Genomic DNA, 21,000 nt, shown 5'->3' with positions numbered 1-21,000 from the left:
CGTTGCGTCGTCATCTTAACGACTTAATTAGTATATAATACTATTAAAAGATTGTCAACGCTTTTTTAGAATTATTTTTTCAATATAATTCATTGCTTTTTAGAGGCAACTTAAATAGAATACGCCAAATAGATATCAAAGTCAACTCTTTTTTAAAAAAGGTAATTAATATCTCTGTTCACTGAGTAAGAATGTGTAACTCGATCTAAAGAATTGGATTTAGACAAGTGTTTTATAGACATGGCCATACAAAAAGAACTGCAATCAAACTTAGTATAGTTTAACTGCAGTTCTATGTTTTTCAATAGCTATGTTTATTTAATTAGATTCATTAATTATTTAAAATTAAACGTTCAATATATATATTTCTATTTTTAGATAGATCAATAATTTGTTCTGTTTCATGCAACTTAATGACAGGCCTTACTGGTGACGTTTTATTAGCAAAGATAATGGTCCCTTCTTCACCATTTGATAATTCTACACTTGTGCCAAGAGAAAGGTTTGCTACACAAGTATTAAGAGCCTGTACAACTTCTATATTAAACTTTCCAAAGTCATTTTCTCGGATCATTTCTAACACTTTGAATGGAGATTCTTTGGAACGGTAAATTCTTTCACATGTCATTGCATGGAAAACATCTGCAACCGCAATGATATGGGAGTGAATTAACACCTTACTACCTTTTTCTCCTTTTGGATAGCCGCTGCCATCTAACCTCTCATGATGTTGGTAGATCGCTAGTTTCATTTCTTTCTTTAAGGTAGATATATGATTTACCATCTGAAGACTGTAATATGGGTGCTCTTGAATTTCCTTAAACTCATATTCTGACAGTGGACCATTCTTTTCACGAATTTTTTTATTAATTTTTGCCATACCAGCATCCGCTACTGCCGCTGCAATTGCTATTTGTGTGATATCTCCTTTAGAGTAATTCATTTTTTGAGCAATAACCGCACTAATTAAACTGATTGCAATTGAATGATGGTAAAAATAGTCCTTTGTTGTCGAATATTCATTTAGGATAAATATCTTTTCTTTATTCAACAATACTTCATCAATTAATGGCAATATGCTTTCACGAACTTTTGAAATATTTACATTGCTACCAGCATCCCAATTTAAAAATTCCTGTTTAAATTTTGCTACTGATTCATTGTATTTTCTTTCAAAGGAATTTTTAAACGTTTCTTTTATGGTTTCAATGGATGATGACACACTTTGAACTTGCTGTGCTTTATCTGCTTCTTTTATATCAACGATAGGTATCTTTTCAATCTGAAAAGCCTTTAATACTGGAAAGTGTTCTCCTGTAATCTTTGTATTTTTGTACAGAATAGGATATTGTGTGTTAGCCATAATATCTTTAGCAACCATAGCGCCTAACTGTAGATCAGACAACTTAACTAATTGGTAATCCACTTGTAAACCCCCTTGCATTCAAATGAGTTTCTCTCCCGTTTCTTATGAAGAAATTGAATCTATAGTTATTTTATCTCAATTTTTTTGTCCAAGGTAAACTTTTTTATAATTTTCCATAAAAAAAGCCCCAGATTATTTCTGGGACCTTTTTCTCTTATTCTATTGTGTCATCAGCAGGAGATTCAGTTGAATCAGTATTTTCTTCCTCTTCGCTGATTACCTCTGCTTCAATTGCTTCTTCTTTCTTAACTTTCGCCACTGTTGCTACATGTTCATCTTCCGCTAGGCGGATTAAACGAACACCTTGTGTGCTACGACCAGTAACCGAGATATCCTCAATATCCATCCGTATCAGCATACCATTTACTGTGATAAGCATAACATCTTCTGATCCATCAACTGCCTTAACAGCAACAAGAGGACCGTTCTTATCAGTGATTTGGCATGTTTTGATACCAATGCCTCCTCGGTTTTGTAAGCGATACTCTACTTCAGGTGTACGTTTTCCATAACCTTTTTCAGTAACAACGAGGATTTCTTGATTTGGTTCAATAATCTCCATACCTACTACATAGTCATCTTCTCTTAAACGAATGCCACGTACGCCCGTAGCGGTACGGCCCATTGACCGAATATCATTTTCATTAAAGCGAACGAGCATACCTGTATGAGTACCAATAATGATTTCTTGTTGTCCATTTGTAAGTCGGACTGATATCAGTTCATCGTCTTCTTTTAAGGAAATTGCAATTAAACCGTTTGTTCTTATATTCGCAAAGTTGGATAGCGGTGTACGTTTCGCCACTCCAGTACGTGTGGTAAAGATAAAGTAAGCATCTTCTTCGTATGAAGCTACACGAATGACAGCCGTTACCTTTTCACCTTTATCTACATTCAGTAAGTTAACAATAGGAAGCCCTTTTGCTGTACGACCAAACTCAGGGATTTCATAACCTTTTGCTTTAAATACCTTCCCTTTTGAAGTAAAGAAAAGAATGGTGTCATGTGTTGATGTGTATAGAAGATGTTCTACAAAGTCATCTTCATGCGTTCCCATACCTTGTACGCCTCTGCCGCCTCGACGTTGACTTCTATATGTGTTAGCTGGTAGACGTTTAATATACCCATTATGTGTAAGGGTAATAACTGAGTTTTCACGAGGAATTAAATCTTCGTCCTCAATCATTTCCATGCCACCCGCTGTAATATCTGTACGACGAGCATCATTGAAGCGTTCTTTAATCTCAAGAAGCTCATCATGAATAATTTTTCTTATTTTTGATTCATCTGCCAAAATATCTTTGAGCTCTTGAATTAATTGAAGCAATTCTTGGTACTCTGCTTCAATCTTATCACGCTCCAAACCTGTCAAACGTTGCAAGCGCATATCTAAAATAGCTTGAGATTGGCGTTCACTCAAATTAAAGCGTTCCATTAAGCCATTTTTCGCATCTTCAGCTGTTTGAGAAGCTCTAATCAAACTAATAATCTCATCGATATGATCAAGAGCAATACGCAAACCTTCTAAAATGTGAGCACGTTTTTCAGCTTTGCTTAATTCAAATTTAGTTCGTCTCGTAATAACGATCTTTTGATGTTCCAAGTAATGGAATAAAGCTTCTTTTAAGCTTAAAACTTTTGGCTGCCCACCAACAAGAGCCAACATGTTAATACCGAAGCTAGTTTGCATAGCAGTTTGTTTATATAAATTGTTTAGGACTACATTTGCATTGGCATCTTTTCGTACATCAATGGTAACCCTCATACCATTTCGATCTGATTCATCGCGAATGTTGGTAATGCCATCAATCCGTTTATCTCGTACTAATTCTGCAATTTTTTCAATTAAGCGGGCTTTATTGACTTGGTAAGGAAGTTCATTAATTACGATAACTTCTTTTCCGCTAGACTTTGTTTCAATTTCCACGCGTGAACGAATGACAATTGAACCGCGCCCTGTTTCATATGCACGGCGAATGCCGCTTCTACCCAAAATCAAACCACCAGTAGGGAAATCAGGACCTGGAATAATCTCCATCAACTCTTCCGTTGTAATGGCTGGATTATCAGAAATAGCCAAAACGCCGTCAATTACTTCACCCAATTGGTGTGGGGGAATATTTGTAGCCATACCAACAGCGATCCCTGAAGCCCCATTCACTAGCAGGTTTGGATAGCGAGCAGGCAATACAACTGGCTCTTTTTCATTGCCGTCATAGTTGTTTGTATAATCAATTGTATCTTTATTGATATCTCTAAGCATTTCCATGGCGATTTTAGACATGCGGGATTCCGTATATCGCATCGCCGCAGCCCCATCTCCATCGACAGAACCAAAGTTACCGTGGCCGTCAACAAGCATATACCGGTAGCTAAAATCCTGTGCCATGCGGACCATTGCTTCGTAAATAGAAGAGTCACCATGTGGATGGTATTTCCCCATTACATCCCCTACTATACGAGCTGACTTCTTATATGGCTTATCCGAAGTACTTCCCAATTCCTGCATTCCATATAGAATACGCCGTTGAACTGGTTTTAGGCCATCTCGAACATCAGGCAATGCCCGGGAAACAATTACACTCATCGCATAATCTAAAAATGAGGTTTTGATTGTTTTTGTTATATTAACTCCTTTAACGCCAGAGTTATTTGTTTCAGCCAAAGTGTGGAACCCCCTTCAAAAGGAACTAAATATCTAAGTTTTCTACATAAACAGCATTTTCATGAATAAATTGGCGTCTTGGTTCTACATTATCGCCCATTAATTGCTCAAAAGTACGATCTGCTTCAATCGCATCGTCCAATTCGACTTGCAATAAAACACGATTATCCGGGTCCATTGTAGTATCCCACAATTGCTCCGCATCCATTTCACCAAGACCTTTATAACGTTGGATACCAGGCTTTGGTTGGCTTGGTAAACGCTCTAAAATTTCCTGTAATTCTTTATCGCTATAGCAATATTCGACATGCTTACCTTGCTGTATTTTGAATAGCGGCGGCTGTGCAATGTACACATAGCCTGCTTCGATTAACGGCCGCATAAAACGGAAGAAGAATGTCAATAATAACGTTCGTATATGAGCGCCATCGACATCGGCATCCGTCATGATAACGATTTTATGATAACGTGCCTTCTCTAAATTGAACTCTTCACCGATACCTGTACCGACAGCTGTGATCATGGCACGGATTTCTTCATTCGACAAAATGCGATCTAGACGGGCTTTTTCGACATTTAAGATTTTACCGCGAAGTGGAAGGATAGCTTGGAAGTGACGGTCACGTCCAGACTTCGCCGAACCGCCGGCAGAGTCACCTTCAACGATGTATACTTCACACTCTTCAGGATGGCGAGAAGAACAATCAGCCAACTTCCCTGGCAAACTTGAAATCTCTAACGCAGATTTACGACGTGTCATCTCTCTAGCTTTCTTTGCTGCAACACGTGCACGTGATGCAATTAAACCTTTATCGACTATTGTTCTAGCAACTGTTGGGTTTTCTAATAAAAAGCGTTCAAAGCGTTCGGAGAACAGAGAATTCGTAATGGAACTAACCTCTGAATTACCAAGCTTTGTTTTTGTTTGACCTTCAAATTGTGGGTCTGGATGCTTTATAGAAACAATTGCTACAAGACCTTCACGTACGTCTTCTCCGGATAAATTGGCATCAGAATCCTTAAGCAGGTTATTCTTTCGGGCATAGTCATTGATCACACGCGTCAACGCTGTTTTAAAGCCCGATTCATGAGTCCCACCCTCATACGTATTGATATTATTTGCGAATGACAAAATAGTAGAGGCAAAACCTGAATTATACTGCATGGCAATTTCAATGGAAATTCCATCTTTTTCGCCTTTTAAATCAATCGCTTCATGCAATGGCTCTTTATTTTCATTAAGCTGTTCTACATAAGATTTAATACCACCTTCATAGTGATAGACATCTTTACGAATTTCTTCATTTCGCTCATCCATAATTATAATCGTAATACCGCGGTTTAAATAAGCTAATTCGCGGATACGGTGTGCTAGAATGTCATATTCATAAACAGTGGTTTCTTTAAAAATGGTTGGATCTGCTTTAAAACGGGTAGTAGTACCATTATGGTCCGTATCACCAATGATGGTAAGCGGCTGGATTGTTCTGCCGCGTTCAAATTTAATTTCATGGATGTGTCCGTCACGGTGTACTTGCACGTCTGTTTCAATCGAAAGCGCATTTACAACAGATGCACCTACTCCGTGCAAACCTCCTGATACTTTATATCCGCCGCCGCCGAATTTACCACCAGCATGCAAAACAGTCATGATAACTTCTACTGCCGGCTTGCCGACCTTCTCTTGAGTATCAACAGGGATGCCTCGTCCGTTATCTTCTACTCTGATCCAGTTGTCCTTTTCAATCGCAACAGTGATTTCAGTACAATAACCAGCTAATGCTTCGTCAATACTGTTGTCGACGATTTCCCATACAAGATGGTGCAGCCCCTTGGAACTTGTCGAACCAATATACATACCCGGACGTTTACGTACTGCTTCTAGTCCCTCTAATACTTGTATCTGGTCTGCATCATAAGCTGCAGGGCTTTTATCTTCAATCGCCATTATTGTTCCACCTACTCTTTCATGGCATTAGTATGCATTATTTGTAAATTTCTTAAACCTTGAAATTTGCGTCTTAAAGCGCAGAATACCTGGCTTTCAATGCAATTAATTAGCAAGGTCAGAATTCCCATATTAATAAAATCCGCAAATACTAAGATCACTCAGTATCCACGGAGCCTTGTTTCACATGAAACATTTCTGACTCGCGAATGGTTTCATGTTCTATGCCTTCCACACTTGTCGTTGTGACAAATGTTTGGACTTCACCTTTTATCGTGTTAAGCAAATGAGATTGCCGATAATCATCTAATTCTGAAAGAACGTCATCAAGCAAAAGAATAGGCGTATCATTCACTTCTTGTTTGATCAACTCTATTTCTGCTAGCTTTAATGACAGTGCAGTCGTTCTTTGTTGTCCTTGAGAACCATATGTTTGGACATCATAGCCATTCACAATGAATTGCAAATCGTCACGATGTGGACCAACCAATGTTACGCCTCTTTCCAACTCTCTTCGAGACTGTTCCTTTATTTTTGCAGCCAAGTGATCTGCCATTTGTTCAGCAGACCAATCTACATCCATACCGCTGACAGGGCGATAACGAATCTCCATATTTTCAAGTTCTCGTGAAATTGAATAATGAATTGGCCCTGCCCAGGCTTGAAGTAATTCCATAAAGTGGAATCTTTTTTGGATTACTTTGACTGCTGCTTCAATATACTGCTCTGTATAAACATCAAACATTACATCATTGAATGTTTTTTTTCCTTGATTTTGTTTAAGTAAATGATTCCGCTGTTTTAATAGCTTCTGAAAGGTTAACAGATCATGCAAGTAGACTGGGGAAATCTGGCCAATCTCCATATCTAAAAAACGCCTTCTCGCCTGAGGACTACCTTTTACTACGTTTAAATCTTCCGGAGCAAACATAACAACATTCATTTGCCCTATATAATCGCTTAATCGGCTCTGCTCCAAATGATTTACTTTAGCTTTTTTACCTTTCTTGGAAATAGTTAATTCCATTGGCAAGCGACCATATCTATTTTGGATGTCCCCTTCTATTTTAGCATATTCTTGCCCCCACCGTATCAATTCTTTCTCACTTGATGTACGATGCGATTTTGCCATAGCTAGGACATAGATTGATTCCATTACATTTGTCTTCCCTTGTGCATTTTCGCCAATAAACACATTGATTTTTGGAGAAAAGGACAAATCAAGAGATTCGTAATTACGATAGTCTTTAAGCTTTAGTTGCTCAATATGCATGCTACTCCTCGCTTTGTGGCTCTACAAGGTTAAATCTCCCGCAACCAGGTATATTAATCAGGTCGCCAGCATAGAGTTTACGGCCACGTCTGCGATCTACTTCACCGTTCACATATACATCATTTTCTTGTAAAAACCATTTAGCCATTCCTCCTGAGCTAATAGCATCGGCTATTTTCAAAAACTGTCCAAGTGTAACAAATTCACTTTCTAAAATGATATTCTTCACTTCACTTCATCCTATCTGCTCTTATCTTATTCTATTTTACCGAACTTTTGTTCATAAGTAAAAAGGATAGTCGTGCATTTGACTATCCTTTTCGTACAAAAAGACATTTTTAGTACCTGGTACTAATATATTTGGGAAATAATTTTTACCGGAAGTTATAGTAAAAAAATATTAATATGTGCGAACAGGTAAAATTAGTTGCAATATCGCATCATCATGGATTGAACGGATAGTGAAAGGTCGCATAGCACCCGTAAATTGAATTACAACTTCTTGACCGTCAATGGCTTTTAAAGCATCCATCATATACTTCGCACTAAAAGAAATTTTAAGTTCTTCCCCTTCAAAAGAGTCGATTTGAATTTCTTCTTCCACCTTACCAATTTCAGGTGAATTGGATGATATCTCTACTGTGCCACTATCAATTGTTGAGAAACGTACAACGTTATTCCGATCTTCTCTTGCAAGGAGTGAAGCACGATCAATACCTTGCAATAAAGCTTTCCCATTAATTGTAACAATAGTAGATGATTCTTCCGGAATAAGGCGTGATGTATCCGGATAGTTACCTTCCAACAATCGAGAGAAAAATAAAACATCAGGTGTTTTGAATAAAACTTGCTGATTTGTCATAAAGATATCTACAGGGTGTGGTGAATCACTAAGGATTTTACTTAATTCAGTTAAGCTTTTCCCTGGAATGACAACATTCATTTCTTCAGATGGCAATTGTTCAAGCGTTACTTTCCTTTGAGCTAGACGGTGACTATCTGTTGCAATACAGACTAAACTGTTATCTTTAATTTCCCACTTTACACCTGTCAACACGGGGCGACTTTCAGTGGTTGATACAGCGAATACAGTTTCGCGAATAATCGTTTTCAATAAATCAGCAGGTAGTGTAATCTGACGGTCCGCAGAAATATCAGGCAACAAAGGATATTCAGATGCATCCGAGCCAATAAGGTGGAAATCCGATTTACCAGATTGGATACGTGTTTGTAATTGTTCACTAACCTCTACTACTACTTCGTTTGTTGGTAGTTTACGAATAATTTCGTTAAACATCCGTGCTTGTAGAACAATTGAACCTGGTTCTTTTACTTGGACGATTTCTTTTCCATCTTCTTCAACAGGAATAAAGGTTTGGATTGTGATATCTGCATCACTACCTGTTAAAGTCACTCCTTCAGAAGAAATATCAATTTTGATTCCAGTTAAAATTGGAATGGTTGTTTTTGAACTTACAGCTTTCATTACATCATTCAATCCATCTAACAAACGGTCCCTCATGATACTAAATTTCATTGTTACAAACCTCGCTTATATATTATTTATTATTTATTAAATATTAATAGATATAGTAATAGGGCCTGTGGATTTGTGGATAAGCCCTCTCTAGCCAAATAAAATCAGTCTATCCACATGTAGATAGACTGTGTATAAGTTTGTTGTTAACATTTCGTGTTATCCACAAATAGATTACTTGCCTAGCATACTTTTTATTTGTTTAATATCTTGCTGTAAACCCTGATCACTTTTCAAAAGAGTAGAGATTTTTTCATGCGCATGGATAACGGTCGTATGGTCTCGGCCGCCAAACTCATCGCCAATCTTAGGAAGTGAACAATCTGTCATTTCACGCGATAAGTACATAGCGACTTGTCTTGGAAATGCAATCGACTTTGTTCGCTTTTTTGCAGAAAAATCTTCGAGTTTAATGTGAAAATGCTCACCAACAGCTTTTTGAATGTCGAGAATAGTCAAGGTGCGTGGAGAGGCATTCGGTATGATATTTTTTAATGCTTGTGCAGCCAATTCTGCAGTGATGTCCTCATTAACGAGTGAGGAATAAGCGACAACACGAATAAGCGCGCCCTCTAGCTCGCGTATGTTGGAATCTATTTGGTTAGCAATATAAAGCATCACTTCGTTTGGTATATCAAGATTATCTGCTTTAGCCTTTTTACGTAATATAGCGATCCGCGTTTCAAGATCTGGAGGAGCAATATCAGTAATTAAACCCCACTCAAAGCGTGAACGTAAGCGGTCTTCCAGCGTTGGAATTTCTTTAGGCGGACGGTCGCTGGAAATAACAATTTGTTTAAATTCTTCATGTAACGTGTTGAATGTATGGAAAAATTCCTCTTGTGTTGATTCTTTTCCAGCCAAAAATTGAATATCGTCAATCAATAGGACATCAACGCTCCGGTATTTATTGCGAAATTCCTCTGCTCGGTTATCACGAATTGAATTAATAAATTCATTTGTAAATTTTTCAGATGACAAGTATACAACTTTCGCTTTTGGATTATGCTCTAATACATAATGGCCAATCGCATGCATCAGGTGAGTTTTTCCTAGACCCACTCCTCCATAGATAAATAATGGATTATAAGCTTTGGCCGGCGCTTCTGCTACGGCCAAGGATGCAGCGTGTGCAAAGCGGTTGCCCGAACCAATTACAAATGTATCAAATGTGTTTTTTAAATTCAGCATTCCAGAAGGTGTTTCGGATTGCTCTTTTGAATTCCCTGAAATGGGAGGTGTCGGGATATCAAAGTTCTCTGAGTTCGAATCTTGCTGAACAACAAAGCGAATATGCAAATCTTTCCCTGTCAGTTCAGCTAAAATAGCCGCTATTAGGTGTACGTAGTGATTTTCAAGCCACTCGCGGCCGAATGAATTGGGCGCTGAGATTGTCACAGTATCACCGTTATAAGCCAATAGTTTCGTTGACTTCAACCAAGTTTCAAAGCTTGGTTTGGATATTTTTTGTTTCGCTTCAGAGAGTACTTTGTCCCATAATTCTTCAATATGTTCCAAGGCGCTTCTCCTTTTCTAAAATACTGGTCTATGATTTTTTTCATTTTTTCAAGATAGTAGTTTGTCTATGAATTAAAAATAATAACGAATTAAGTAGATTAATGATATATTAATCACAGTAAACACATCCTGTGGATAAACACTGTCCTGATAGCGTGGATATCATTATCCACAGGTTATTAACATTTGTGGATAAAATCTGAAGCTATAAATTTATCGACAGAATGAAGCACAACAATTGTAGCAAGAAAAATGTTGTCTGACAAGTGTTTCTGAGATGTTATCCACACAATGCATAATTATGCAAATCACTTTATCCACACGGTTTGAACTTGTGCAAAAGTTGTCAGCAAGTGTTGTGGATAAAATTTAGCGAAAAAAATATGTTCACAGGTTTATTTGAGAGAAGAGGGATAGATCTGTGGATAATTTTAAGCAGAGAAATAAAACAGTTGAGATTAAGTATTTACAGAAGACAGTTGACAAAGTTGGCTGCTAATAGCTATAATATGCAAGACTGTCTGTAGTATTGAATTAATAGACTTTCATCAGGAGGTGTCATATAATGAAACGCACATACCAACCAAAAAAACGTAAGCATAGTAAAGTACATGGCTTCCGCGCACGTATGGCTACTAAAAACGGTCGTAAAGTGATCGCTGCTCGTCGCCGTAAAGGAAGAAAAGTATTATCAGCATAACCATGAGTCCACTGAATAAACTCAGTGGTCTTTTTTTCTTTTATTATACGGAGGAGAAGAAAAAGAGGAATAAGCAGGTGAAAAATGAAAAAACGCCGCAGAATTAAAAAGAATGAAGACTTTCAAAAGGTATTCAAAAAAGGAAAGTCATTCGCCAATCGGCAGTTTGTCGTTTACTTCCTTGAAAAGGAGAAGCAAACTGAGTTTAGGATTGGTTTATCCATTAATAAAAAAGTAGCAAAGGCAGTCACAAGAAACCAAATTAAACGTTATGTCCGCCAAAGTTTTTTAGAACTAGATGGTGAATTGCAGCAGCATATGGACTACGTCATTATCGCCAGGAACCCGGCGGCCGATTTAGATTTTCACGAAACAAAGAAAAGCCTAATGCATGTATTAAAAATTGCAAAGGTAATGAAGAGAAGCAGTAGAGACCAAAAGAAACCGCATGGTAGAATAAAGTAAATCATTCAATTTTGCAGGGATTTCTGCTAATGGCCACATGGCGAAGAGCCATGCTAATGAGCTTTTAGCACATCAAACAAAGCCTGCGAAGAGGAGGAGCCCAGATATGAAACAGGTTACGCAAACAGGCGCAACTGTAGAGGAAGCACTTTTGCTTGCCTTGCATGAGCTTAACCTTACCCGTAAACAAGTAGATGTTGAAATTCTCCAAGAAGCAAAAAAAGGTTTTTTAGGTTTTGGTTCTAAAAAGGCGCAGATCCGAGTCACAGAAAAGCAAGCACAAAAACCCTTTGCTGTACAAGAGGCTGCAGAACCGCTTCAAGAAAAAGCAGAGCCGGTTGAGAATGGTCAATCTGAAGTGGCAGAACCGCAGATTGGCAGTAGTTTAAGTACTATTGAAGAAAATCTCGAAATACAAACAACCAGCGAAAATGCTGAAGTTCCGTTTGAACGCAATGATTATGAACTAGCTATTTCTAAAGTAGAGGAATATCTATCCGATATTTCCAAGCAGCTTTCCATCTCTGATCTCCATATAGAGACAGTACAACAAGGTAAAGTGATACAATTTAATCTATCAACCAACTCAGCTGCATTGCTTATTGGTAAAAGAGGTAACACATTAAATGCTCTACAGGAATTGGCACAATTAGTTGCCCACCAGTATGTCAAACGCTTCATTATGGTGAAACTGGATGTAGGGAATTACCGTGAAAAAAGAAAGCAATCATTAGAAGTATTGGCGAACAAAATGGCCGATAAAGCAGTCTATACAGGCAAAAAGGTAGAACTAGAGCCAATGCCTTCAAATGAGCGTAAAATTATACACCATATTTTGGCAGACCGTTTAGACGTTGAAACCTACTCAAAAGGCGAAGACACCAAGAGGCATTTAGTCATTGAACCTATACGAGCTTAACTTAAGGATTGTGAAAGAGTCCTTCTCCCCAGACGAGAAGGACTTATTTTTTTGCACTTTTATGGTAAGATTAAGTGCTAGAATAGAAAAATAAAATTATCCACATGTGGATAATTTTTATTGAGCTAAATATTGAACTGTTCAACTAATACGCTGTGGAAAACACAATCCACAGATTAAAGTTTTATTATATATAGGAGGTTTGTTCACTAATGGAATTTGATACTATTGCAGCGATTTCGACTCCGATGGGAGAAGGAGCGATCGCCATTGTTCGATTAAGCGGTGACCAAGCGGTAGAAATTGCAGACCGGATTTTCAGTTTGCCAAGTGGTAAAAAATTATCCTCAAAAAAATCCCATACCATTCATTATGGGCATTTAAAAGAGGTAGAAACGGGTGAGGTAGTAGAAGAAGTTATGGTCTCGCTCATGAGAGGGCCAAAAACCTTTACACGTGAAGATGTAGTAGAAATTAATTGCCATGGCGGATTAGTCTCTGTCAATCGAGTACTGCAGCTTGTCCTACGTAATGGTGCAAGAATGGCAGAGCCAGGCGAGTTTACAAAACGGGCATTTTTAAATGGCCGTATCGATTTATCGCAAGCAGAAGCTGTGATGGATTTAATTCGTGCTAAAACAGACAGAGCGATGAACGTAGCGCTAAATCAAATGGATGGTAAATTGTCACGATTAATTAACCAATTAAGACAAGCATTGATTGAGGTATTAGCACAGGTAGAAGTAAATATTGATTATCCCGAATACGATGATGTAGAAGAAATGACCATTCCACTAATGTTAGAAAAGGCCACATGGGTAAAGAGCGAAGTCGAGAAACTTCTTCAAACTTCGTCACAAGGCAAAATTTTGCGTGAGGGTTTATCGACCGTTATATTAGGGCGTCCAAATGTGGGAAAATCTTCTCTCTTAAATAGTTTAGTACAAGAAAATAAAGCTATTGTCACTGATGTTGCAGGAACAACACGTGATATTATAGAAGAATACGTCAATGTACGCGGCGTTCCATTACGCTTGGTAGATACAGCGGGGATACGTGAAACAGAAGATATTGTCGAACGTATCGGAGTAGAAAGATCGAGACAAGTTTTAAAAGAGGCAGATCTTATATTGCTCGTTGTCAACTACCATGAGGAATTGACCGAAGAAGATAGACGTTTATTTGATACTATTCAAAACATGGATTATATTGTTGTAGTCAATAAAACAGATTTGACTCAAAAAATAGATATAGATGAAGTAAAACAACTTGCAGGAGAAAGAAGAGTTGTGACGACTTCATTGTTGCAAGAAGAGGGTGTAGCAGAACTAGAGGAAGCAATTGCAGCACTATTCTTCGAAGGTTCTGTTGAAGCAAATGACTTAACGTATGTATCGAATGCTCGCCATATTGCATTGTTGCATCAAGCACTTGATCGTATTCAAGATGCGATTACTGCAGCGGAAGCAGGCGTGCCTGTCGATATGATTCAAATAGATGTAACACGTGCATGGGAGATTCTCGGCGAAATTGTCGGGGATACGGTGCAAGATAGCCTTATTAATCAGCTTTTCTCTCAATTCTGCTTAGGAAAATAACTCCCTAGCAAAGAGAAAGCATCAAACTAATTCTTACTATAGAAAGGAAGTAACGAGCATGCCAACAAATTATGAAGCAGGCACGTTCGATGTTATCGTCATAGGCGCTGGTCATGCAGGTGTTGAAGCAGCATACGCTTCCGCTCGCATGGGCGCTAAAACATTAGTGTTAACGATCAACTTAGATATGATAGCCTTTATGCCATGCAACCCATCAGTAGGAGGACCGGCAAAAGGTATTGTTGTCCGTGAAATCGACGCAATGGGCGGAGCAATGGGCAAAGTAATTGATAAAACGCATATTCAAATGCGTATGCTCAATACCGGTAAAGGTCCTGCTGTTCGTGCATTACGTGCACAAGCAGACAAAGTCTTATACCAACAAGAAATGAAAAAGCTATTAGAGGAACAAGAAAATCTGACAATTCACCAAGCTATGGTTGATGAACTGATTATTGAAGATGATGAAGTAAAGGGTGTTATTACACAAGTAGGTGGAATTTATCGCGCTTCGACTGTCATTATTACAACAGGAACTTTCTTGCGCGGTGAAATTATCATTGGCGACTTAAAATACTCAAGCGGACCGAACAACCAACAACCATCTATCAAACTTGCGGATAACTTGCGAGAAATCGGTTTTGAAATGGTACGATTTAAAACAGGTACGCCACCGCGTGTGAACAGCAAGACCATTGATTACAGTAAAACGGAAATCCAACCTGGAGATCCTGAACCACGTGCATTCAGCTATGAAACGACAGAATTCATCACAGATCAAATTCCATGCTGGTTAACCTATACAAGTCCAGAAACGCATCAAATCATTAATGATAATTTAGAACAATCACCAATGTTTACTGGCGTGATTACAGGGACAGGCCCACGTTATTGTCCGTCAATTGAAACGAAGATTGTACGCTTCAATGACAAACCACGCCACCAATTATTCTTGGAGCCAGAAGGACGCAATACACAAGAAGTCTATGTACAAGGACTATCAACAAGCTTACCTGAACATATCCAACGCAAAATGCTTGAAACCATACCAGGGCTTGAAAAAGCAGAAATGATGCGCGCTGGTTATGCGATTGAATATGATGCGATTGTACCAACACAATTATGGCCAACGCTTGAAACAAAGCGCATCCAAAATCTGTACACTGCTGGCCAAATTAACGGTACATCTGGATATGAGGAAGCAGCAGGTCAAGGTTTAATGGCTGGCATTAATGCAGCTGCAAAAGCTCTTGATAAGGAAGAAATGATTCTAGGTCGCGCAGATGCTTATATTGGCGTACTTATAGATGACTTAGTGACAAAAGGGACAAATGAACCTTATCGTCTTCTTACATCACGCGCGGAATATAGATTGCTGCTTCGCCATGATAATGCTGACATTCGTTTATCAGAACGTGCTTATCAAGCAGGTCTTATCTCACAAGAACGCTATGAACGCTTCTTAGTTAAAAAAGAACAAGTGGAGAATGAGATTGCAAGATTGCACGATATCATTATAAAACCAAATGAGCAAACACAAGCTGCTCTTGCAGAAATAGGCAGCAGTCCATTAAAAGATGGCATCCGAGGAACAGATTTATTAAAACGTCCAGAAGCAAATTATGCATTCGTTTCAGCCTTCGCACCATCTGAAGTGGAACTGAATGAAGAAGTAAAGGAACAAGTTGAAATTCAAGTAAAATATGAAGGATATATTGAGAAAGCTCTTCAACAAGTCGAAAAGCTGAAGAAAATGGAAGGCAAAAAGATTCCTGAGAACATCGATTATGATGCCATTTCAGGGATTGCAACAGAAGCAAAAGAAAAACTTAAAGAAGTCCGTCCGCTTTCAGTTGCCCAAGCTTCACGTATTTCAGGAGTAAATCCTGCCGATATATCAATTTTACTAGTGTATATAGAACATGGTAAGATAGCAAAAGTATAGATAATAAATCCTAGACATGCATGCCTACTTGGCAGTGCATGTCTACTATTAATTAGATGAGAGCCTTCGCAGCACTATGAAAGGGGAATAACATGAACGAAGAACAGTTTATGCAATCATTAAAAGAGCAAGGAATAGAGTTATCAGAGAAGCAAGTACAGCAATTCCATTTATATTTTGAAACATTAGTCGAATGGAACGAAAAAATGAATTTAACTGCGATCACTGATCAACCTTCTGTTTATTTAAAGCATTTTTATGACTCGATTAGTGCTGCTTTTTATATAAACTTTAACGATATCGAATCACTCTGCGATGTAGGAGCTGGCGCTGGGTTTCCGAGTATTCCGATTAAAATTTGCTTCCCACATTTAAAGGTGACGATTGTTGATTCATTAAATAAAAGGATTCAATTTTTACATCACTTAAGCGATGTATTAGAACTAGAAAATATGCAATTTGTTCATTCTCGTGCTGAAGACTTTGGACAAATGGCGCAATACCGTGAAAAGTTTGATCTAGTAACTGCACGCGCAGTCGCACGGCTATCTGTATTGTCAGAGTTGTGCGCACCACTTGTAAAGAATGATGGCATCTTTGTTGCGATGAAAGCTGCCAGTGGTGAGGAAGAATTAACGGATGCTAAAAAGGCAATTCAAGTACTTGGCACTAAACTGATGGATCAATATAAATTTTCACTCCCAATAGAAAATAGCGAACGTACAATATATGTATTCAAAAAGATAAAAAGCACACCAAAAAAATATCCACGTAAGGCCGGTATGCCTAATAAATCTCCAATTCACTAGAAATGTTTCACATGAAACGAAAAAGGAATCTATCGTTTTTGATTAAAAGACACTATAATATAATTGGACATACTTACTTTTTGTATAATGTTAGAAAATATATATAGATAGATAGTCGCCTCTATTCTTCATCCATAATGGATTAAAGAAGGAAATATTGCTAAAAGGTGGTGCCAAGGGATGAAAAGTGCTTTTTCACGTTTTTTTGGAAGTGGTGAGAAAGTAGAAAATACCTCAAAAACCGAGGGTAGGGATAAAGAGACAGTTTCCAATATCCCCATTGATAAGATTAGCCCCAATCGATATCAACCCCGCACAATTTTTGATGATGCCAAGATTGAGGAATTAGCCCGGACAATTCATACGCATGGGGTAATTCAGCCAATAGTTGTTCGTAAATACGAAGAAGATAAATATGAGATTATCGCCGGCGAACGACGCTACCGCGCGATGAAATCATTAAACTGGTTAGAAGTGCCTGCTATTATTCGCGATATGAATGACAAGGAAACTGCTTCGGTTGCTTTAATTGAAAACTTGCAGCGAGAAGAACTGACTTCTATTGAAGAAGCTCAGGCTTACCAAAGACTTTTGGAGCTTCATGAGCTGACGCAGGAAGCGCTTGCTCAAAGATTAGGTAAAGGTCAATCAACGATTGCCAATAAACTGCGCCTATTAAAGCTGCCTCATTCGATTCAAGAGGCCATTTTAAAACGAGACATTTCCGAAAGGCATGCAAGAGCACTGGTGCCCATTAAAGATGAAGAATTGCAGCTTCAATTATTGGAAGAAATAATTGAAAAAGGATATAACGTGAGGCAGCTGGAACAAAGAATTGTTGAAATTGCCAATCCGGTTGAAAAGGTAAAAAAACCTAAACCAAAACGTAAAGCGATTAGCAAAGATATCCGAATCGCCCTTAATACAATTCGACAATCTTTAACAATGGTAAATAAAACGGGGATTTCCGTGGAAACGGAAGAAGAAGAACACGACGAATTTTATCAAATTACTGTAAAGATACCAAAAAAGAAGCAATAGCCCATCTAAAACTCTTACTCTAGCAATAGAATAAGGGTTTTTGATTATTTAAGCGTTCTTTTACATAGTGAACTCAAACAATAGATTGCAGCCAAGTCAAACAGCATATTCCCTTAAAATTTTGCTATGAAAAATCCAGATAATGATTAACTGAGCCTTTTAAATTTTTGCATTTTACTCTTTTAAATTGGAGCCGAACACGTATTTTTTTGATAGAATGTAGAAAAAGGTATGTTTGTTACACTCAATAATGTTATTGAAAGCAGGTGCACCATGGGAAGAACAATAGCAATTGCAAATCAAAAAGGCGGCGTTGGCAAAACAACAACATCTGTAAATTTAAGCGCGTGCCTTGCTGAATTAGGAAAAAAGGTATTATTAATCGATATGGATCCGCAAGGAAATGCAACAAGTGGTGTAGGAGTCAATAAAGGGGAAGTAGAAAAGTGCATTTACGACGTACTTATTGATGATGAGCCTATACATGAAGCTATTACCCAAACAAAAATGGAAAATCTCTATGTTGTACCAGCTACGATAGCGCTTGCTGGGGCAGAAATTGAGTTGGTTTCTACAATCTCTAGAGAAGTGCGTTTAAAGCATGCCATTGATCAACTGAAAAAAGAATATGATTTTATTATTATAGATTGTCCACCTTCTTTAGGTTTATTAACAATTAACTCACTTACAGCAGCAGATGCAATCTTAATCCCAGTGCAATGTGAATACTATGCACTAGAAGGCTTAAGCCAATTGTTGTCTACTATACGTTTAGTCCAAAAGCATTTGAATAACAAGCTTGTCATTGATGGTGTTTTGCTGACAATGCTAGATGCCCGTACGAATTTGGGACTTCAAGTAATTGAAGAAGTAAAAAAGTATTTTCAAGACAAAGTATACAAAACAATCGTGCCAAGGAATGTACGTTTAAGTGAAGCTCCGAGCCATGGTGAACCTATCATTATATATGATCGCAAATCACGTGGAGCGGAAGTTTATATGGAGTTGGCGAGAGAGGTGATTAAGAATGGCTAAAGGATTAGGCAAAGGTTTGGGCGCGCTTTTTCAAGAACAAGATTTATCTGAAAGAGATCAAGTAACGCAAATCGCTATCAAAGATATCAAAGCAAATCCTTTTCAGCCTCGTAAGATATTTAATCAATCCGCATTAGAGGAGCTAGCTCAATCAATAAAGGAACATGGTATTCTACAGCCGATTATAGTAAGGAAGAAAAGAGTTAAATACGAAATTGTTGTAGGCGAACGACGCTTCCGTGCAGCACAATTAGCGGGACTGATAGAGGTGCCGGCTGTTATCCGTGAATTAGATGATGCGCAAATGATGGAGTTGGCCATTTTAGAGAATCTTCAACGAGAAGATTTATCGCCAATTGAAGAAGCAGAAGCGTACCAAAGTTTATTGGAGGCTCTAAAGCTGACACAAGATCAGTTGTCTCAACGATTGGGAAAAAGCCGTCCTCATATTGCCAATCATATACGATTGTTGTCACTACCAAAAGATATTCAGCAATATATCAATGATGGTGCCTTAACAATGGGACATGGAAGAACGTTATTAGGATTGAAAAATAAAAAGCAAATACCTCTTGTGGCAGAAAAGGTCATAAAGCAACATCTTAATGTCCGCCAAGTGGAAGAACTTGTTCAATCTCTTAATGAGGATGTTTCACGTGAAACAAAGAACAAAGGAAAGAAAGATATATTCTTAGAAGAAAAAGAATCGCAGCTACGGGATTATTTTGGCACGAATGTTTTAATCAAAAAAACAAAAAATAAAGGTAAAATTGAAATTGAGTTCTTCTCAGAAGATGATTTAGAACGCATATTAGAATTACTAGAGGATTGAGAGGATGTTCATTGGTATTATTAGGTACATTAGTGGATGCGCTATTAATCATTGTAGGAACAATCATTGGTAGGTTCCTGCAAGGCATCCCTGATAAAATGAAAGAAGCTGTCATGCAAGTAATAGGGCTATCGGTAATACTGATGGGCATTCAAATGGGAATTAAAAGTAACAACTTTATTATTGTTATTGTTAGTCTTGTTATTGGCACGTTATTGGGCGAGTGGATTGACCTGGACTTGCAGTTAAATCGATTCGGAAGATGGATCGAAAGCAAAATCAGCAAAAAAGGCGATAATGGAGATATCGCCCAAGCATTTATAACAAGTACATTAATCTTCGCGATAGGCTCTATGTCTATCTTAGGGGCGCTCGACAGTGGATTAAGAAACGATCATTCTGTTCTAGTAACAAAGGGAATTATTGACGGATTTACTGCGATATTCCTAGCATCCACGTTAGGTATCGGTGTGATTTTGGGTGCCGTGTCAGTCTTTATATACGAAGGAGTCATCGCCGTATTTGCTGGCCAAATTAGCCGCTTTGTACCCCCTGACGTTTTAGATACATTTGTTCAACAGCTCACAGCTACTGGGGGAGCTATGATTATAGCCATTGGATTAAGCATGATGGGACTTGCTAAAATTCGCATTGCCAATATGCTTCCGGCTATTTTAATTGTGGCTCTCATAGTGACGCTGATGCACTTTTTTTAATGAATGGCGATGCCATGCAAGATACAAGGCACGGGCAATTCGGTTGCTCATTTCATAGGTGATATTGAGTCTTGTTGTTTGCAATATAGTGTGTTCCATGAAGCCGCCAAAGTTGACGATTCCCTTAATTGAGACGTCTCCTATTGGTGGCAATTCTTTTTTTACAGCCTTTCCAGGAAGCAAAGGTCCAGGTTGGAAAAGAATTTCGCCGATTCGCTTTTGATCACCAAGGCATGCATCAATTGCTACTACAAAAGGTGGTACTTTGTGATTTTCAAATGAATCTACTGTTTGAGATAAATTCAGTGCGTGAAGCGGTTCTTCTAATGAACCAATGATTTTGTAAGGAAATGATACAAAGTTTGACAGGATACTGCCGGTTAAAGGGCCTAATGCATCTCCTGTAGAACGATCAGATCCGATACAGCAAAATACGAGATTTTCATGATGGAATGGTATATGCTCTAATAGAAATGAACTTAACCGCCAAGTGGCGCCAGAGTCTTCATAATGCAATGCGTATGAGAATGCCGAATTAGATATAGGGAGTGTCATAGGTAATCTCACTTTCTC

Annotated in this window: 18 protein-coding genes; 10 read left to right on the top strand and 8 right to left on the bottom strand. The window is 38.2% G+C overall.

Features of this window, described 5'->3' with window-relative positions:
• Positions 1–331: 331 nt before the first annotated feature.
• The 7 genes from RST01_RS13825 to dnaA form a co-directional block, all read right to left on the bottom strand.
• On the bottom strand, positions 332–1,426 hold the full coding sequence (locus RST01_RS13825) for an HD-GYP domain-containing protein (protein WP_147197640.1): 1,095 nt from the start codon (positions 1,424–1,426) through the stop codon (positions 332–334).
• Between the two features lie 154 nt (positions 1,427–1,580).
• Positions 1,581–4,091 (bottom strand): DNA gyrase subunit A, encoded by a 2,511-nt coding sequence (gyrA, locus tag RST01_RS13820; RefSeq protein ID WP_147197638.1) that lies wholly within the window; start codon positions 4,089–4,091, stop codon positions 1,581–1,583.
• A gap of 25 nt (positions 4,092–4,116) precedes the next feature.
• Positions 4,117–6,039, bottom strand: coding sequence for a DNA topoisomerase (ATP-hydrolyzing) subunit B (gene gyrB, locus RST01_RS13815; protein ID WP_147197635.1), 1,923 nt, complete (start codon positions 6,037–6,039; stop codon positions 4,117–4,119).
• Between the two features lie 157 nt (positions 6,040–6,196).
• Positions 6,197–7,312, bottom strand: coding sequence for a DNA replication/repair protein RecF (gene recF, locus RST01_RS13810; RefSeq protein WP_147197633.1), 1,116 nt, complete (start codon positions 7,310–7,312; stop codon positions 6,197–6,199).
• 1 nt (position 7,313) lies between these two features.
• Positions 7,314–7,541, bottom strand: a complete 228-nt coding sequence (gene yaaA / locus RST01_RS13805) for a S4 domain-containing protein YaaA (protein ID WP_066791207.1) — start codon at positions 7,539–7,541, stop codon at positions 7,314–7,316.
• Positions 7,542–7,712: 171 nt separating this feature from the next.
• On the bottom strand, positions 7,713–8,849 hold the full coding sequence (gene dnaN / locus RST01_RS13800; RefSeq protein WP_147197631.1) for a DNA polymerase III subunit beta: 1,137 nt from the start codon (positions 8,847–8,849) through the stop codon (positions 7,713–7,715).
• A 174-nt stretch (positions 8,850–9,023) separates the two neighbouring features.
• Positions 9,024–10,367: a chromosomal replication initiator protein DnaA gene (gene dnaA, locus RST01_RS13795; RefSeq protein ID WP_066791203.1), complete on the bottom strand. Its 1,344-nt coding sequence runs from the start codon at positions 10,365–10,367 to the stop codon at positions 9,024–9,026.
• 565 nt (positions 10,368–10,932) lie between these two features.
• Here dnaA and rpmH point away from each other — a divergent pair.
• The 10 genes from rpmH to RST01_RS13745 all read left to right on the top strand — a co-directional run bounded on the left by rpmH (position 10,933) and on the right by RST01_RS13745 (position 20,427).
• Positions 10,933–11,067 carry a 50S ribosomal protein L34 gene (gene rpmH, locus RST01_RS13790; RefSeq protein ID WP_066791201.1) on the top strand — a complete coding sequence of 45 codons (135 nt, stop codon included), beginning with the start codon at positions 10,933–10,935 and terminating at the stop codon, positions 11,065–11,067.
• A gap of 84 nt (positions 11,068–11,151) precedes the next feature.
• Complete coding sequence (rnpA, locus tag RST01_RS13785; RefSeq protein ID WP_066791199.1) at positions 11,152–11,532, top strand: ribonuclease P protein component; 381 nt, start codon at positions 11,152–11,154, stop codon at positions 11,530–11,532.
• 106 nt (positions 11,533–11,638) lie between these two features.
• Positions 11,639–12,451: an RNA-binding cell elongation regulator Jag/EloR gene (gene jag / locus RST01_RS13780; protein ID WP_147197629.1), complete on the top strand. Its 813-nt coding sequence runs from the start codon at positions 11,639–11,641 to the stop codon at positions 12,449–12,451.
• 212 nt (positions 12,452–12,663) lie between these two features.
• Positions 12,664–14,049 (top strand): tRNA uridine-5-carboxymethylaminomethyl(34) synthesis GTPase MnmE, encoded by a 1,386-nt coding sequence (mnmE, locus tag RST01_RS13775; protein ID WP_066791195.1) that lies wholly within the window; start codon positions 12,664–12,666, stop codon positions 14,047–14,049.
• Positions 14,050–14,107: 58 nt separating this feature from the next.
• Complete coding sequence (gene mnmG, locus RST01_RS13770; protein WP_147197627.1) at positions 14,108–15,994, top strand: tRNA uridine-5-carboxymethylaminomethyl(34) synthesis enzyme MnmG; 1,887 nt, start codon at positions 14,108–14,110, stop codon at positions 15,992–15,994.
• Positions 15,995–16,086: 92 nt separating this feature from the next.
• Entirely contained in the window at positions 16,087–16,803 is a 717-nt protein-coding gene (gene rsmG / locus RST01_RS13765; protein WP_066791191.1) for a 16S rRNA (guanine(527)-N(7))-methyltransferase RsmG, read from the top strand.
• 180 nt (positions 16,804–16,983) lie between these two features.
• Positions 16,984–17,844 (top strand): nucleoid occlusion protein, encoded by an 861-nt coding sequence (gene noc, locus RST01_RS13760; RefSeq protein WP_147197625.1) that lies wholly within the window; start codon positions 16,984–16,986, stop codon positions 17,842–17,844.
• Between the two features lie 273 nt (positions 17,845–18,117).
• Positions 18,118–18,879: a ParA family protein gene (locus tag RST01_RS13755; protein WP_147197623.1), complete on the top strand. Its 762-nt coding sequence runs from the start codon at positions 18,118–18,120 to the stop codon at positions 18,877–18,879.
• Positions 18,872–19,711, top strand: a complete 840-nt coding sequence (locus tag RST01_RS13750; RefSeq protein WP_147197621.1) for a ParB/RepB/Spo0J family partition protein — start codon at positions 18,872–18,874, stop codon at positions 19,709–19,711. The genes RST01_RS13755 and RST01_RS13750 overlap by 8 nt, the downstream gene beginning before the upstream one ends.
• An 11-nt stretch (positions 19,712–19,722) precedes the next feature.
• Entirely contained in the window at positions 19,723–20,427 is a 705-nt protein-coding gene (locus RST01_RS13745) for a DUF554 domain-containing protein (RefSeq protein WP_147197619.1), read from the top strand.
• On the opposite strand, the gene yyaC is transcribed toward RST01_RS13745, so the two are convergent.
• A complete protein-coding gene (gene yyaC, locus RST01_RS13740; protein WP_147197617.1) occupies positions 20,386–20,982 on the bottom strand; it encodes a spore protease YyaC in 597 nt (198 codons plus the stop codon). The two genes, RST01_RS13745 and yyaC, sit on opposite strands and share 42 nt — an antisense overlap.
• Between the last annotated feature and the right edge of the window lie 18 nt (positions 20,983–21,000).

This window comes from Rummeliibacillus stabekisii (assembly GCF_007988965.1).
GTDB classification, from domain to species: domain Bacteria; phylum Bacillota; class Bacilli; order Bacillales_A; family Planococcaceae; genus Rummeliibacillus; species Rummeliibacillus stabekisii.
The sequence above is the reverse complement of the archived record's forward strand: the minus strand, read 5'-3'. Positions and strand labels throughout refer to the sequence as shown.